Annotated in this window: 15 protein-coding genes; 8 read left to right on the forward strand and 7 right to left on the reverse strand. The window is 62.9% G+C overall.

The window, feature by feature from the left end; genetic code table 11:
• Window positions 1-2: 2 nt before the first annotated feature.
• Both AC3CBN_RS19795 and AC3CBN_RS19800 read right to left on the reverse strand, forming a co-directional pair.
• Window positions 3-482 carry a TlpA family protein disulfide reductase gene (locus AC3CBN_RS19795; protein ID WP_488634682.1) on the reverse strand — a complete coding sequence of 160 codons (480 nt, stop codon included), beginning with the start codon at window positions 480-482 and terminating at the stop codon, window positions 3-5.
• A complete protein-coding gene (locus AC3CBN_RS19800) occupies window positions 479-1,756 on the reverse strand; it encodes a YihY family inner membrane protein (protein WP_488634683.1) in 1,278 nt (425 codons plus the stop codon). Before AC3CBN_RS19800 ends, AC3CBN_RS19795 begins: the two co-directional genes overlap by 4 nt.
• Before the next feature lie 127 nt (window positions 1,757-1,883).
• Between AC3CBN_RS19800 and wrbA the strand changes: the two genes are divergently transcribed.
• Both wrbA and AC3CBN_RS19810 read left to right on the forward strand, forming a co-directional pair.
• Window positions 1,884-2,486 (forward strand): NAD(P)H:quinone oxidoreductase, encoded by a 603-nt coding sequence (wrbA, locus tag AC3CBN_RS19805; protein ID WP_488634684.1) that lies wholly within the window; start codon window positions 1,884-1,886, stop codon window positions 2,484-2,486.
• Window positions 2,483-2,830, forward strand: a complete 348-nt coding sequence (locus AC3CBN_RS19810; protein WP_488634685.1) for a DUF2069 domain-containing protein — start codon at window positions 2,483-2,485, stop codon at window positions 2,828-2,830. The genes wrbA and AC3CBN_RS19810 overlap by 4 nt, the downstream gene beginning before the upstream one ends.
• A gap of 17 nt (window positions 2,831-2,847) precedes the next feature.
• On the opposite strand, the gene pdxR is transcribed toward AC3CBN_RS19810, so the two are convergent.
• Window positions 2,848-4,329 (reverse strand): MocR-like pyridoxine biosynthesis transcription factor PdxR, encoded by a 1,482-nt coding sequence (pdxR, locus tag AC3CBN_RS19815; RefSeq protein WP_488634686.1) that lies wholly within the window; start codon window positions 4,327-4,329, stop codon window positions 2,848-2,850.
• Between the two features lie 81 nt (window positions 4,330-4,410).
• On the opposite strand from pdxR, the gene AC3CBN_RS19820 reads away from it, so the two are divergent.
• From AC3CBN_RS19820 to AC3CBN_RS19840, 5 genes are all read left to right on the forward strand, one after another.
• On the forward strand, window positions 4,411-5,439 hold the full coding sequence (locus tag AC3CBN_RS19820) for a transporter family protein (RefSeq protein ID WP_488634687.1): 1,029 nt from the start codon (window positions 4,411-4,413) through the stop codon (window positions 5,437-5,439).
• 14 nt (window positions 5,440-5,453) lie between these two features.
• Complete coding sequence (locus AC3CBN_RS19825; protein ID WP_488634688.1) at window positions 5,454-6,212, forward strand: class I SAM-dependent methyltransferase; 759 nt, start codon at window positions 5,454-5,456, stop codon at window positions 6,210-6,212.
• 59 nt (window positions 6,213-6,271) lie between these two features.
• Window positions 6,272-6,739, forward strand: coding sequence for a cupin domain-containing protein (locus tag AC3CBN_RS19830; protein WP_488634689.1), 468 nt, complete (start codon window positions 6,272-6,274; stop codon window positions 6,737-6,739).
• 69 nt (window positions 6,740-6,808) lie between these two features.
• The gene (locus tag AC3CBN_RS19835) at window positions 6,809-8,455 is read left to right on the forward strand and encodes an acyl-CoA dehydrogenase family protein (protein WP_488634690.1); all 1,647 of its coding nucleotides are present in this window, start codon (window positions 6,809-6,811) and stop codon (window positions 8,453-8,455) included.
• 58 nt (window positions 8,456-8,513) lie between these two features.
• Window positions 8,514-9,005 carry an asparaginase domain-containing protein gene (locus AC3CBN_RS19840; RefSeq protein ID WP_488634691.1) on the forward strand — a complete coding sequence of 164 codons (492 nt, stop codon included), beginning with the start codon at window positions 8,514-8,516 and terminating at the stop codon, window positions 9,003-9,005.
• Window positions 9,006-9,078: 73 nt separating this feature from the next.
• On the opposite strand, the gene AC3CBN_RS19845 is transcribed toward AC3CBN_RS19840, so the two are convergent.
• The 4 genes from AC3CBN_RS19845 to sufT form a co-directional block, all read right to left on the reverse strand.
• Window positions 9,079-11,733, reverse strand: coding sequence for a protease pro-enzyme activation domain-containing protein (locus tag AC3CBN_RS19845; RefSeq protein WP_488634692.1), 2,655 nt, complete (start codon window positions 11,731-11,733; stop codon window positions 9,079-9,081).
• A gap of 771 nt (window positions 11,734-12,504) precedes the next feature.
• Window positions 12,505-13,650, reverse strand: coding sequence for a polyphosphate kinase 2 (gene ppk2, locus AC3CBN_RS19850; RefSeq protein WP_488634693.1), 1,146 nt, complete (start codon window positions 13,648-13,650; stop codon window positions 12,505-12,507).
• Between the two features lie 73 nt (window positions 13,651-13,723).
• On the reverse strand, window positions 13,724-13,942 hold the full coding sequence (locus tag AC3CBN_RS19855; protein WP_488634694.1) for an HP1242/YdcH family protein: 219 nt from the start codon (window positions 13,940-13,942) through the stop codon (window positions 13,724-13,726).
• Window positions 13,943-14,129: 187 nt separating this feature from the next.
• On the reverse strand, window positions 14,130-14,687 hold the full coding sequence (gene sufT / locus AC3CBN_RS19860; protein WP_488634695.1) for a putative Fe-S cluster assembly protein SufT: 558 nt from the start codon (window positions 14,685-14,687) through the stop codon (window positions 14,130-14,132).
• A 215-nt stretch (window positions 14,688-14,902) separates the two neighbouring features.
• On the opposite strand from sufT, the gene AC3CBN_RS19865 reads away from it, so the two are divergent.
• A complete protein-coding gene (locus AC3CBN_RS19865; protein WP_488634696.1) occupies window positions 14,903-15,340 on the forward strand; it encodes a hypothetical protein in 438 nt (145 codons plus the stop codon).
• Window positions 15,341-15,346: the final 6 nt, after the last annotated feature.

The raw sequence follows: 15,346 nt of genomic DNA on the forward strand, positions 1-15,346 counted from the left end.
GACTATTTCCCCAGACCGATGGCCTGGCTGAGCGAAGCTTCGGTCACTGGGCCCAGGAAACGTTTGGACACCTTGCCATCTGGGCCGATCAGCCAGGTGGTTGGCAGGCCGCGCGGTTCGTCGAAATCCTTCAGCGGCTTGTCCAGGGTGACCTGCGCAATCGGGTAGCTCACCGGATGCTTGGTGAGGAAGGTCTGGATGTCGGCCTTGTCGCTGTCCTCATAGGCCAAGCCGATGGCGCTGACCTTGTCCTTGTGGGTGCTGACGAACCTGGAAATGTCAGGCATCTCCTTGATGCACGGCACACACCACGTAGCCCAGTAATTGACGATCACCCATTTGCCGCGCTGCGTGGCGAGGTCGTAGGGTTTGCCGTCCAGCGTGGTGATCTTGAGCGACGGCTGTTCCGGCATCGCGGCTTGCGCACTGCCGATGAGCGCCAGGGACAGCGCCAGGGCGGCAAGCGGTTTGAAGCATGTCATTGGGGGATGTCCTCGGATATTTCAGTGGCGGGTGTGACCGGTGGGTAAGCCTGGTCCAGCCGCGTACTTAGTGTGGCGTCGAGCGATTGCGCCACGGTGTCAAGCAACGCAACCAGCTCCGGCGGCAACCGCAGCCCTTGCGCAAGAACTTCTTGTGCGGGTTGCAACGGCACGCGGTAAGCGCAGTGAGCATACACGCGCAGCAAATCCGTGCTTTCCAGGCTACGGCTCAGAAACCAGCCACCACCTTCCCCGCGACAGATGACGGCGGCGCGTTGCAGGTCATCGAAGTAGCCGACGACGGCGGCTCGCCGCAAGCGTGGCTCGCTGTCGCGCACTTCGTCGGGATCAAGCTGACGTCCCGCGCGATGCGCATCGATGAAATGACCCAGCACCACCAGCAGGCCAAGCAAGGCCGCGTCTTCGGACAGGCACTGAACAGGTGGCTCATAGTCGAAGGCCGAGACCGCCGCGGCTACCGATGCGCACAAAATCACGATGACCCACGAAAGGTAGATCCACAGCAGAAAAATCGGTATTGCCGCCAGCGCCGCGCCGTACACCTGCTGATAGGTATGCGCATGGTGAATGAAGCGCGAAAAGCCCCAGCGCGCAATCTCGAACAGCACGGCGCCGAGCAAGGCACCGATCGCCGCGTCCCGCCAGTGCACCCGACGATTGGGCACCATCAGGTAGATCAGCATGAGCGTGAGGAAAGTGACGATGAAGGGCAACGTGCCCACCAGACGCTGACGCAAACCGAGCTGGCCGGCAGCTTCATTCAAAATTGGCAATGCCGTGGCGTATGAGGCCACCGCGAGTCCACCCACGATCAGCACCGGTCCCAACGTAAGCGCCGCCCAATACAGCAGCAGCCGCGACACCCAACCGCGCTGCCGTTGCACGCGCCAGATGCGGTTGAGGCGGTCCTCGATGCTTACCATCATCGACAGCGCGCTGAAGAACATCACCAGCACGCTGATGCCGGTGAGCTTGCTGGCGTTATCGGCAAAACCGTTGAGGTACTCCTGCACCTTCTCGCCCGCCGCGGGCACGAAATTGCTGAAGACGAATTCGATCAGCGTGCTGCGCGCCTGGGCAAAGGCGGGAAACGCCGCGAAGATGGCCAGCGAGGCCACGATGAGCGGAACCAGCGACACCAGTGTCGTATAGGACAGCGCACCGGCGGTCTCGAAGCACTTGTCGTCGATGAAGCGTTGCCACAGGAAGTGGCTGAAACTTCGCGTGCGATCGCGATCGAAACGCAAGGCCATGGCGGCTCCTTTTGTGCGTCGTACACCCCATGGTGCCGCCCGGCCCCATACGCAGGACGTGAACAGACGGGCAACACGGGCTTGATCGGCCGGTACACTAACCGATCACTGGCAATCACCCAAACCCATGAGCCAAGACATCCTGGTCCTTTACTACAGCCGCAGCGGCCACACCGCCCAGCTAGCGCGCCTGGTCGCACGCGGCGTGGAAGAAGTGCCCGGCATGCGTGCCCGCCTGCGCCAGGTGCCGCCGGTAGCGCCGGTGACCGAAGTGGCACAGCCGCCGGAACCTGAGGAGGGCGCGCCCTACGTTACCCGCCAGGACCTGATCGATTGCGTCGGGCTCGCGCTGGGCAGTCCCACGCGCTTCGGCAACATGGCCGCACCGCTCAAGTACTTCCTCGACTCCACCGGCGCGGAATGGGCCAGCGGCGCGCTGGCCGGCAAGCCTGCGGCGCTGTTCACCGCCACCAGCACCATGCACGGCGGACAGGAATCGACCCTGCTCACCATGGCATTGCCGTTACTTCACCACGGCATGCTGATTGTCGGCCTGCCCTATACAGAGCCCGCACTCACCGCCACGCAGAGCGGTGGCACGCCTTATGGCGCCAGTCACGTGACCGGCGCGAAGGGCGACAATGCCATTACCGAACACGAGCGCGAACTTGCGCGCGCACTGGGCCGCCGTCTCGCCGACGTAGCGCGCCGCCTGGGTGCCAGCGCGTGAGCACGCCCGTCGCCACCAGTTATCGTATCGGCGTGCTCGCCTGGGCTGCATTGGCGGCGCTGCAGCTGGTCTGGCACGGCTGGCTGTTCCCCGCGCAGTCCATGCCCTTCGCCCTGGTGCTCGCCATCACCGTGATCCCACTGCTGCTGCCGCTACTGGCCATCCGCGACGTGCGCCGCGCGCTGCTGTGGGTCGGCATCCTGAGCCTGTTCTACTTCTGCCACGGCATCAGCGAAGCCTGGAGCGCGCCAGGCGAACGCTGGCTGGCATGGATCGAGATCGTGCTGACGCTGACGCTGATCGGGACGCTGGGTGCAGGTGTGAAACGCAAGCGTCCAACGTAACGTCTCCTTGAGTGCTTTCAAAAGCACAGGCTGAGCTTGCGTACGCCTTCGTCAATCTGCTCCAGCGTTGCTCCGCCGTAGCCAAGAATCAGCCCGCCACGCGCGGGCGATTCCAGATAGCACTGCGATAGCGGCCGCGCAGATACACCACATTGCGCCGCCCGCCGCGATACCTCGATATCGTCTACACCGGGCGGCAACAAGCCCACCAGTTGCATGCCCGCTTCGGCACCAATCACTTCGAGGCGATCGCCCATCTGACGCTGGATGGCTTTCAGCAAGGTCGCGCGTCGCTCCCGGTAGAGCGCACGCATGGCGCGGATATGCCGGGCGAAATGGCCTTCGCGGATGAAGTCCGTCATGGCCAGCTGGTGCAGTGTGGAAGAGAACGTGTCGATGGCATCGCGACCTGCATGGAAGGCCGGCAGCAGATCTTTGGGTACCACCATGTAGCCCAGCCTCAGCGAGGGATACATGACCTTGCTGAAGGTACCCACGTAGATGACGCGAGCGCCCGTATCCAGTCCTTGCAGCGATGCCACTGGACGTCCGCCAAAGCGGTATTCGCTGTCGTAGTCGTCCTCGATGATCCACGCGTCGTCGCGCGCAGCCCACGCAAGCAATTGCATGCGTCGCGATGCGCTCATGGTGGTGCCGAGCGGAAACTGGTGCGACGGCGAGATGTAGACCGCACGTGCGCCCTTGGCGCGACGTATGCCTTCTTCGACATCGATGCCTTCGCCATCCACGGGAACCGGCACCATCTGCGCTTCCGCCGTGCGGAACGCCTGATGTGCGCCGGGATAACCCGGGTCTTCCATCCACACGCGATCGCCCGCATCGAGCAGCACGTGTGCGCAAATCTGCAACGCCTGCTGCGAACCGGTAGTGATGAGGATCTGCGAAGCATCACAACGAACGGCGCGCGCGGCGCCCAGGTATTCCGCGATGGCTTCGCGCAACGGCAAGTGCCCTGACGGATCGCCGTAACTCATGGTGTCCACGGACAACTGCCGCGCATGTCGACTCAGTAATCGGGCCCATACGCCGGTCGGAAAGCGATCCAGCGCCGGCAGGCCGACACGGAACGCGCCCAGATTGCCCAGCCAGGTTTGCTCGGGCCCGTGCAGCAGAGCTGCGCGGCGCGACATGCGGCGCGATGCGGTTTCGGCGTGTCCGTTCAGCTGTACACGCTGCCGCCGGTTGCCCGTCGTGGTCCAGGCCGTGGTGGCTATCGCCTTGGCCACACGGGTACCCGAGCCGGCAAAGGTTTCCAGATACCCCTCGGCCAGCAGCTGGTCGTAGGCGCTGAGCACGGGAATACGGGAAATCTTGAGCTCGCCCGCCAGGTTGCGGGTGGAGGGTACGCGCTGCCCCGGTCGAAGGTGGCCGTCGCGGATGGCTCGTCGGAACCAGTCCGACAGCTGCTGGTACATCGGCATGCCGCTATCCGGATCGATCGCGACTGGCGGCACAAAACTGGCGGAAGCACGTGTCATCACAATCTCCGGATGGCGCGGAAGTGGTCATATCGAATCATATCAAAGTGGATATTTTCGAAGACCGCTCGGAGACATAGCGTGAAGCCCGCCAAAACCCAGGGAACCCTTGTGAAGTTTCATCACCCAGTCGTCCCCACCCTATCCCGCCTGGCCGTCTTCGCGCTGGCCTGTCTGCTGGGTATTTTCCCGTTGCCGGCACGCTCCTTGCCCTCGGCGGAGGACTTCCCTCAGCAATCGCGTGAAGACGCCTGGTGGACAGGCCCCATGATGGCGAACTCGCCCGAGACAGGCGCGCCGGGCCATGTCCTGGCCGAGCCTTATCTCTACGACGTGCGCGCCCCGCACGCCAACAGCTTCGGCTCGCGGACCTACCTGCTTTATGGCCTGGCCGACCGTCTCAGCGTCGGCATCATTCCGGTATTCGGCTACAACCGCGTGGATAACGGCCCCAACAGCAGCGGCGTCGGGCTGGGCGACTTCACCCTGCAGGCGCAATACCAGTTCACCCGCTTCCACGAAGACAGCTGGGTGCCAAGCACGGCGCTGATGATCCAGGAAACCCTGCCCACCGGGGCCTACGACCGCCTCGGCAACCGGCCTGCCGATGGCATGGGCAGCGGCGTGTACACCACCACGCTGGGCTTCAACGCGCAGACCTATCTGTGGATGCCCAACGGCCGCATCCTGCGCCTGCGCCTGAACCTCACCGCGTCGTATTCGGGCAGCACGAACGTACACGGCGTGAGCGTGTATGGCACGAGCAACACGTTCTCCGGCCGGGCGCGACCGGGCAACAGCTATGGCATGGACGTCTCGGTCGAATACAGCCTCACGCGCCGCTGGGTGCTTGCGATGGATGCGCTCTACAACCACAACGGCAACACCCGCGTCACCGGCAGCGACACCGTCGATCCGTTCGGCGGGCCGCCGCTGCCACGCGACCTGCACATGAATTCCGGCACCAGCGATTACTTCGGCGTCGCGCCGGCCATCGAGTACAGCTGGACGCCGGACATCGGTGTGCTGATCGGCACGCGTGTGATTTTCGGCGGCCACCACACATCGTCCTCGATCACCCCAGCTATCGCGATCAACTACGTTCACTAGGTGGAGGGTTAGTCATGAAACGTCATTCGCTGATCATTCTTGTCGCCGCATCGATGTGCATCGCGCCGCCAATATGGGCATCCACGCACGTGCCATCCAACATCACCGACGCCATCGCCGATACGGCCCGACCAGCGGAAGACAAAGCGCAAGACGCGGATCGTCATGCCATTGAAGTGCTGGCGTTTGCCGGTGTCCGGCCCGGCGACAAGGTGGTGGATCTGATGCCGGGAACGGGCTACTACACACGCTTGCTGAGCAAGATCGTCGGGCCGAGAGGCAAGGTCTACGCACTGCAGCCGGCGGAGATGGACAAGGCCGCGCCGAAAGGACTGCTGAGCCTGCGAAGTTTTGCTGGAACGACGGCCTTTCCGAACGTGGTCGTGCTGGTTCAACCCGCATCGGCCATGTCCATTCCCGAGAAGGTCGACATGATCTGGACGTCGCAGAACTACCACGATCTGCATGATCCCTTCATGGGCTCTCCGGACATCGCGCGCCTGGACAAAACCTTGTTCGACACCATCAAACCCGGCGGCACGCTGCTCGTGCTCGACCACGCGGCGGCGGCTGGCAGCGGCCTATCACGTACTGACGACCTGCACCGGATCGATCCAGCCGCAGTGAAAGCGGAAGTCACCGCAGCGGGCTTCCGCTTCGATGGTGAAAGCGATGCGTTGCGCAATCCTGCCGACAGTCATACTGCCGGCATCTACGATCCATCCACGCGTGGCCATACCGATCGCTTCATCCTCAAGTTCAGCAGGCCCTGACAAGGTCGCGACGGGTGGCGGGATAGGCTACGGATACACGCTTGTTACCGGAGCCCCGAATGACTGCACCACGCGAGCTGTTGAAGGCAGCCGACATCGAGGCGATGTCGGCTGACACCAACATCCATTCCCTCAACCCCAACGGCGTGCGGCATCGCAAGTGGCTGGGCGATGCCACCGGCCTCACCCAGATCGGGGTGCTGCGCGTGGAGCTAACGCCCGGCCACGACTCCGCCGAATATCACCGGCACCTCTATGAGGAAGAGTGCGTCTATGTGCTTTCGGGACACGGCACCGCGATCATCGACGAACAGCCGCACGCCATAAGCGCCGGCGATTTTCTCGGCTTCGCCCGCAACGGCCCGGCGCACATGCTGACCAATAGCGGCAACGAACCACTGGTGCTGCTGGTGATGGGCCAGCGGCTTGAACACGATGTGTGCGACTACCCGCGTCGGCGACTGCGGCTGTACATCAACGGCAAGCAGGAAGATCTGGTGAACTTCGATGCGATCCAGCGGGGCTGAAAGCCCGCTCCACGCATCGTTGGTAACGCGCGCCTATACTTCCGACGACCGATCCGTCGAGAGCCGACCATGGGATTCCTGCAAGATCCGCCGCAGCTCGCTCATCCGTATCGTGAAGACCGCCTGCTGCGTTCCATGCTCGATCGCGCGTTACCGCCAGCGCGGCGTGCAGCACTCGACGCCGACCTGCAGGCATTGGGCGACTATGCGCTGATGGCGTGGCAACGCGCTTGCCGCACCACCCGCCGCAAACCCGTGCTCACGCAATGGGATGCATGGGGCAACCGCGTCGACCGCATCGAACTGACCGAGGCCTGGCGGGAAGGCCCGCACATCACCACATCCCATTCGGTGCTCGCTGCCGGCCATGAAGCCAGCGAGCACGCGCGACTCGAAGAGTTTGCCCGCGCTTACCTCTATCACGTGCCCAGCGAGTTCTACACCTGCCCGCTGGCGATGACCGATGGCGCAGCCACCGCGCTGAAGGCTTCCGGCAACAAGGCCCTGATCGAGCGCGCGCTGCCGCATCTGCTCAGCCGCAACGCCGCCACGTTCTGGCTGAGCGGCCAATGGATGACCGAGAACGCCGGTGGCTCTGATGTGGGCAACACCGAGACCGTGGCGCGCCAGGACGCTTCGGGCCAATGGCGGCTTTATGGCCGCAAGTGGTTCAGCTCGGCCGTGGTGGGTGAAGTCGCGCTCGGCCTGGCACGCCCTGACGGAGCCGGCACAGGCCCCGGTGCGCTCGCGCTGTTCTACGTGGAAACCATGGACGGAGAGCGCCGCAAGCCGGAGCTGATCATCGATCGCCTCAAGGACAAGCTCGGCACACACGAGCTGCCCACCGCCGAGATCCATCTCGATGGCTTGCCTGCATGGCCGCTGGGCGAACTGGCCAATGGCGTGCGGCAGGTTGCGCCCATGCTTAACATCACCCGCACATGGAACGCGATCGGTGCCACCGCCAGCATGGCCCGCGCCATCGCGCTGGCACGCGACTACGCCACGCGCCGTCGCGCCTTCGGTAAGCGGCTGATCGATCAGCCGCTGCACGCACAGACACTGGCCGACATGCAGGCGGAGTTTGAAGGCGCATTCGCGCTTACGTTCGAGGTGGCGCATCTGCTCGGTCGTGTAGAACACGGCGTCGCACATCCACACGAAGCGGCGTTGCTGCGACTACTCACGCCACTGGCCAAACTGTGGACCGGCAAGATGGCGGTGAAACTCTGCTCCGAAGCACTGGAGTGTTTCGGCGGTGCCGGCTACATCGAGGACACCGGCCTCCCTCAACTGCTGCGCGATGCGCAGGTGTATGCGATATGGGAGGGCACCACCAATGTGCTCTCGCTGGACAGCCTGCGCGCACTGGCGGGAGAGAGCCTGGGCGCACTGCACACAGCCATCGAAGGCTGGCTGGCCGACAGCATCGACGCCCACGCCCGCAAGCAGATTCATGCGGCCATGGACGCGGCCTCCAGCTATCTGGACGCCCATGCCGGGCAACGCGACGCACTGGAAGCCGGTGCGCGCGGCCTGGCCATCACCCTGGCGCGCTGCGCAGCGGCCGCCTTGCTGGCCCGCCATGACAGCTGGGCGGCGCCGCGCGGAAACGCACCGGCCGGCGCCGCCTTGCGGCGTTTTGTCGGGCATGGCCTGTCACGGTTTGGTGTCACCGACGCGACGGATACCGCGCTGTTGCTGGGTCCGCACTGAGCACGGACGGCCATCAACGGCTAAAATGCGCACCTCCCCTATCTTGTGGCTTCCGACCATGCAGCATCTGACCATCGTCACCACCGGCGGCACCATCGACAAGATCTACTTCGATGACAAGTCGGACTACAAGATCGGCGCGCCGCAGATCAGCGAGATCCTCAGCCAGCTGGGCGTGGCCTTCCAGTTCGACGTGATTCCGATCCTGCGCAAGGACAGCCTGCACATCACTGACGAGGATCGCGCGCTGATCCGCTCGACCATCGAAGCACAGCCGCATCGCCACGTGCTGGTAACGCACGGTACCGACACCATGGTCGAGACTGCGCATGAACTGGCCAACATCAAAGGCAAGGTAATCGTACTCACCGGCGCGCTGAATCCGGCACGCTTCCAGGGTTCGGACGCGGTATTCAATGTCGGTTGCGCGGTGGCCGCCGTGCAGACGCTGCCCGATGGCGTGTACATCACCATGAATGGTCGCGTTTGGGATCCGTCCAAGGTGCGCAAGAATCGCGATGCCAACCGCTTCGAAGAAGTCAGCAGCTGACGCTGCGCATCCGTCGTTACGAGAAAGGCCCGGTCATCGCTGACCGGGCCTTTTTTGTTGCCCCAGCTGCGGCTTACTGCACGGTCAAGCTTGCATCATCCAGCACGAACGACGTCTGCAACGACGAATCCTCCGTACCGGCGAACTTCAGCGTCACCGTCTGGCCGATGTACGCACTGAGATCGAACGTGCGCTGGGCATAACCCGACGCCGCATTGAGGTTCGAGTACGTCGCCAGCGTCTTCAGCACGGTACCGCTGCTATTGAGCACCTGCACGGTCAACTTGTCGTAGGCAGTTGTCGTGGTGGTCTCGGCCGTGTCGATGTGCATGTAGAACGAAAGCGTCGCCGACGTCTTGCCGCTCGGGATCGTCACCTTTTGCGACACCGTATCGGTATGTGTCTGGCCGTAGCCATCGAGCCACGCAAACCACGAGCCGCCATGCGCCGTCTCGCCACTGCAACTGCTGTTGCTGCACAGCACACTGGCGCTCATCGTCCACGGGCTGGCCGTGCCGGTTTCAAAACCCGGATTGACCAGCAACTGCGACGGCGAGCTGGACGACACCGTCACCGACGACGTCTTGCTGGAGATCTTGCCGCTCACGCCATCGGTTACCGTCTCGCTCGCGCTATACGTGCCGGCAGCCGCATAGGTGTGACTCGGGCTGGTCGCAGTGGACGTGCCGCCATCGCCGAAGGTCCACGAGTGGGACGAGATTGTGCCGCCGCTATCGGTGGAGCTATCGGTGAAGGTCGCAGTCAGCCCGCTGGTGACGAAGCTGAAGTTCGCCGTTGGCGTGCCACCCGTGCCGCCACCACCGCCACCCCAGTACTGGGTGACGTAGCTGTTGAACTTGGCGATGTCGAGACTGCCCCAGCCGGTTGCGTTGTCGTAGCCCGCCTTGGCCGTGTAGCCGAAGCCGTTATAGCCGTTGTTGCCCGACGTGACGTCGTGCAGCGGCGTGGCATCAGTCGGGAAGTGCGCGTACATGTTTTGGGTCGGCAAGCCCAGCGTGTTGTTGTTCGCCGACAGGATGCGCGCCCAGATGCCAACGAAGATCGGCGAGGCCAGGCTGGTACCGCCGATCTGGTAGGTCTGGCCCTGGATGATGATGTTCGCGCCAGTGGACTGTGCCGCATCGAACGCGACGTCCGGCACCTGACGCTTGGTCACCGTGGAACCCAACGCCATGGTCTGCCATGCCGGCGCAGTCTCAAACAAGCTGACGCCACCACCCGTCGCCCACAAGCGCTTGTTGTTGTCGCCGCCGCTCGGATCGATCGCGGCAAGGCCTTCGTTCCACACGGTCTCGCCAGTCCAGGTATTACCAGTAGTGCTCAGCGTGGTGCCGCCTACCGCCACCACGTTCGGCGACGAGGCGGGCTCACTCACCGAGTAGTGACTGAGCGAGATTTCCACCGTACCGGCTGAGTTGGTGACGTAACCCGGCGCGCCTTCGATCGGATCGCTGGACCACTGGTAGACGCCGGAATCGCCGGAGGCGATCGAGAAAGTCTGACCCTGCGCGACGGCCTGCGCGAAGATCCTGTCATCGGCAGCCTGCGTGCCGGAGCTGTTGGCGGCCGATTCGTCCTCGCCCAGCGATACGTTGATCACCTTTGCCACGTTGTCGGTCACGGCGCGGTTGTACGCCGCCGTGATGGCTGCGTCGGTAAGGCAACTGTCGTTGGAGCAGTTCGGCGCCGAGTAGAAGACCAGCTTGCCGACGCCGCCGGAGGTGCCGACGATGGTCTGGCTGTCCAGGTTCCATTCGCCGTCGCCGTTGGGGTCGTCCGCATAGGCGTTGCTGCCCGTCTTCACCACCTGCGTGGTCACCGTGCTCATGCCCGCGCCGCTGGTGAAGGTGTTGAGGTCGGTGATGGTCTGGGTCATGTCACCCCAGGTCACGATGCCCACCGTGGTGCCGGATGCGGTAGGCGTGCTGCCAACGTCATAGATCGCGGGGAACGCAGTCGGGCTGTGCGATACCTGACTGGCCGCGGCCAGCGTGCCCACATGGCTGTCACTCGCTTGCGACGGTGCCGGGCCAAGGATGTGGTGCATGGTGTGCGGTACGTTGATGTTCTGCAGGCCCAACACTGAATCGACGATGCTGCCTAACGCCTGCGGCACCTGCACCGCCGAATCGTTGGCGATGCGCTGTTTGCCGCCATAGGCAAACGTGCGCATGGTGGTGCGGAAAGCGGCGTTAACGGTGTTGGCGTTGCCGTCAGCCGACACCAGCATGTTGTTGGCTGCAACCTGCACGATGGTGAAGCCAGCCTGCCGCAGATGGGCCGTAACTTGCGCCACATCGGCATCGGTAGGCGCATAGCGTGCCTTGAACTGCGCGGGACTCAGGAAGCGGTGGTACTGCGGACTCGACGGGTCGTTGACCGCGTGCAGGAAGGATTCCAGCTCTTCGACGTTGCGCAGGTTCAGGCTGACCTCCACATGCATCGGCTTACTGGCTTCCAGCGGCGACACGGTGGCGGCATCGACAGTCGGCGCCCCATGCAGGCTCAGCGTCCAGCTCGGGTGCGCGGCAGCGGTGGTAGCACCGGTGGCGGGTGCCACCGTTCTGGCGATGGCGGCCTGGGTGCGGACACCTACCCAGGTATCGTTGGTCGCCGCGTGTAGCGATCCAGCCATGGCGAACGACACGGCCAGCGGCAGCAACGCCTTGCGAAAAGCCTTTCCCCGCAAATCGATACGAACAGTCATTCTTGTCTCCTTGACATTTTTTGAGGACAAACCGTCCTGATGCGGCACGTCGCGCCACATGGACATGGGTTGCCGTGAATGCACGGCCTCAGCTTTCGTGACTGTCTTGCGATCCGATAGGCGCCGGGACTCGCCTTCCCCCTGCCGTTCCCTGGAACGGCATGTCCCGACACAGACTCGTTAAACGACGCACACCAAGCGAATGTCGGTGCTGACGCCGCCAAAGGACCATCCGTCAACCCTCCCGCTCACGGATTAATTGACGCTAATCAGGAAAATGCGAACCGTCAATGCTCTCGATTTGCAGTGTCGAACACGACCATGCGAGCAAATTAATGCGGAGCGATTGGTTTAAAACGCCACTTCTTGCGTCATGAGCAATTCGCTTTCGTGAAACGTATGAAACGCAGCACACCTCATCAACTGCAGTTAATTCATGCCGTTGAATGAAATGACCCCATCGGCATAAACAATGAGATCTGTTTCAAAATGCGATGTCATGCGCATTTAATCGATCTCATCGATTTCGTCCTTCAGGCCAGGAAAATCTCCCCGCCCAGAGAGAATGCGAAAAAACTTGCGCACACCAATGCGTCGCGACATTCACAAGGTCACGACGAAAGTAAATCGGGATTAAATTTCGCCAACGCGTTGGCGACACTCGGAGACCCGCCGGGTCTCAAACGAGATGCTGGGAACTAGCGTGCCCACAACCGACAACGGGCCGCACCAGCGGCGAGCCCGTTGCGATTCGAGACGAAACTTGCCGCGCTATCCGAACAGCGCACGCCCCACAATCAGCGGATCGGCCACGCCAATCACTTCGGCGTCGCGGTTTGCATAGGGCAGTCGATTCAACACATGGCGCATCGCATTGAGCCGCGCCCGCTTCTTGCAGTCGGAACGGATCACGATCCATGGCGAGTCGGCTGTATCCGTGTGCGCGAACATCGACTCCTTGGCACGCGTGTATTCGTCCCACTTGTCCAGCGAAGCAAGATCCACCGGGCTGAGCTTCCATTGCTTGAGCGGATGCAGCTTGCGTTCGCCGAAGCGCCGACGCTGCTCCGACCGGCTCACCGAGAACCAGAACTTGAACAGGTGGATGCCGCTGCTGACCAGATGCCGCTCGAACTCCGGTACCTGCCGCATGAACTCATCGTACTCATTGGCAGTGCAGAACCCCATGACGTTCTCCACACCGGCGCGGTTGTACCAACTGCGATCGAACATCACGATCTCGCCCCTGGTCGGCAGGTGCTGGATATAGCGCTGGAAATACCACTGCCCACGCTCCGATTCGCTGGGCTTTTCCAATGCCACCACGCGCGCGCCGCGCGGATTGAGGTGTTCCATGAAGCGCCTGATGGCGCCGCCCTTGCCAGCCGCGTCACGCCCTTCGAACAGGATGATCACGCGCTGCCCAGTCTCGCGTACCCATGCCTGGAACTTGAGCAACTCGACCTGCAGGCGAAATTTCTGCTTTTCGTAGTTGCGACGGGACATCTTGTTCCGGTACGGATACTCGCCCTTGCGCCAACCAGACGACAGCTCGTCGTCCGGATGACGACTGCCCTTGCCGTGTCGCAGGCTGGGGTCACCTTCCAGCACGAGGCTACGGAAGCGCTCGGCGTCATCGGGCGACATTCCATCCAGGATGGTTCTGACGGTGCCCATCAGGCTGTCCGCGTCGTGTGGTGACGCCTCGGCAAGTATGTGCTGCATGCCATCGGCCATCAGTGCCTGCGCCGAATCAATGGCATGCATGACAGCTTCGCGCTCCCTCTGCAGCTCGCCGGCGGCAGACAAGGCGTCGTCCAAAGTCGGCTGGGCGTCGTCGGCTACGACTGCGGGAGGCGCGAGATTCTCGTTCTCGCGTGCATCGGTCGGGGAGCGGTAAGAAGTCGATGACGACACGACGACGCCCTTGGGTTTCGTTGAGGGGAGGCGCGCCAATCTGGCGCGAGAAAAGCGGCGTGCGCGCCGCATCTCAGGATGCCGATACCCGTCGCAGGATGCTGTAGAGCTGATCCTTCAGATGCAGCTTTTCCTTCTTGAGCTGCTCAATAAACGCGTCCCCGGTGGGCGCGAGGCCCGACTCCATGTTCTTGATTTCGTGGTCCAGCTCGTTATGGCGATGGAACAGGCGAGAAAAGTGCGGATCCCGGCCTTTCAGGTCGGTAATCAGGTCGCGAAACTCAGGAAACATGTGCGCTCCAGATAACGGGCCAGACTGCGTTGCGCAGTCTGGCGGCGACTGGAGTCCAGGACGTTGATATGGATCAGAGCAAGGCTGTTGCAGGAGTGCGCGGAGTGCGAGAAAAACTTGCGCAGCAAACGCGCCGGCACGCCGCGGTCGCGCACTGGGCGCGCCCCACGGAAGAACGTTGTGGGGTTTACAGCATGCCGGTTTCGAGCTTGGCGGCGTCGGACATCATTGAGTGGTTCCACGGCGGGTCGAACACCAGGTCAACGTCCGCTTCGGCAACGGTGGGAATCAGCTCCAATTTGGTGCGCACATCGTCGACAAGGATGTCGCCCATGCCACAGCCGGGCGCGGTGAGCGTCATCTTGACGTACACCTTCCGCTGCTCCGCTGCGGCGTGCTCGATGCTCACGTCGTAGACCAGGCCAAGTTCCACCACGTTGATCGGAATTTCCGGATCGAACACGGTACGCAGCTGCTGCCACACCAGGGCCTCGACATCGGCATCGGTGGCATCCACCGCCAGTTCGATCGCCGGCGGCGGTTCCTTGCCCAGTGCATCGGCGTCGTTGCCGGCGATACGGAAGAGGTTGCCCTCCACGTAAACCGTGAAGCTGCCGCCCAGCGCCTGGGTGATGTAGCCGACCTGGCCGGCAGGCAGGCTCACCGTTTCGCCCTGCGGCACCATGACTGCTTGGCAGTCACGCTCCAGGGTGAAAGGTTCGCTGCTAAGACTGAAACCGCTCATGCCAAATCTCATCGATGGGCGCGGAAGGGTGCCGCGCCAAACTCAGTATTATGCCGCCTGATGGCCACACATATCCCCAAATCAGGACGGGACGGGCCGATCTCAAGAGCGCGCATAGCCTAGCCCCAGCCGAAGAGCCTTTGCTGCGCGCTATGATGGGAGTTTTACGCCAGAGAAGAACCCGTGTCCGCTGCCCTGCTTTTCCCCGCTTGTTCATGAACGCACGGGTCGCATTCTCCTGGCTGTTCGCGCTGATCAGCGCCGTCATGCTCGGCTTGGCCGCCGGTGCCGTCTGGATGGTGCCCACGCTTTATCTGCAGCATCCCCTGCCCTGGCTGTCGCTTCCCATTGGCTGGATGCTCGGCTTGGCCATTCGCAGCTGGGTGCGCCCGGCCGGTGCCGGCGCAGCCTTACTTGCAGCGCTGGCCATGCTGTCGGCGTCGCTTTACGTGAACCTGCTGACCGCCGCCGCGCGCATCGCCGGATTGATGGGCCTGGGGCTCATTGACGCGATGCGCACAGCCGGATTCAACCTGTTGCTGCAATTGGCTGAATTTGGCAGCTCGCCTGCTGATGACGTCTGGTACGCCATCGGCATGGGCCTGTCTGCACTCGTTGCCAGCCGGGCGATCCGGGGAAAGACGAGGGGTTGAGCCCCC

This window comes from Dyella sp. OK584 (assembly GCF_057787755.1).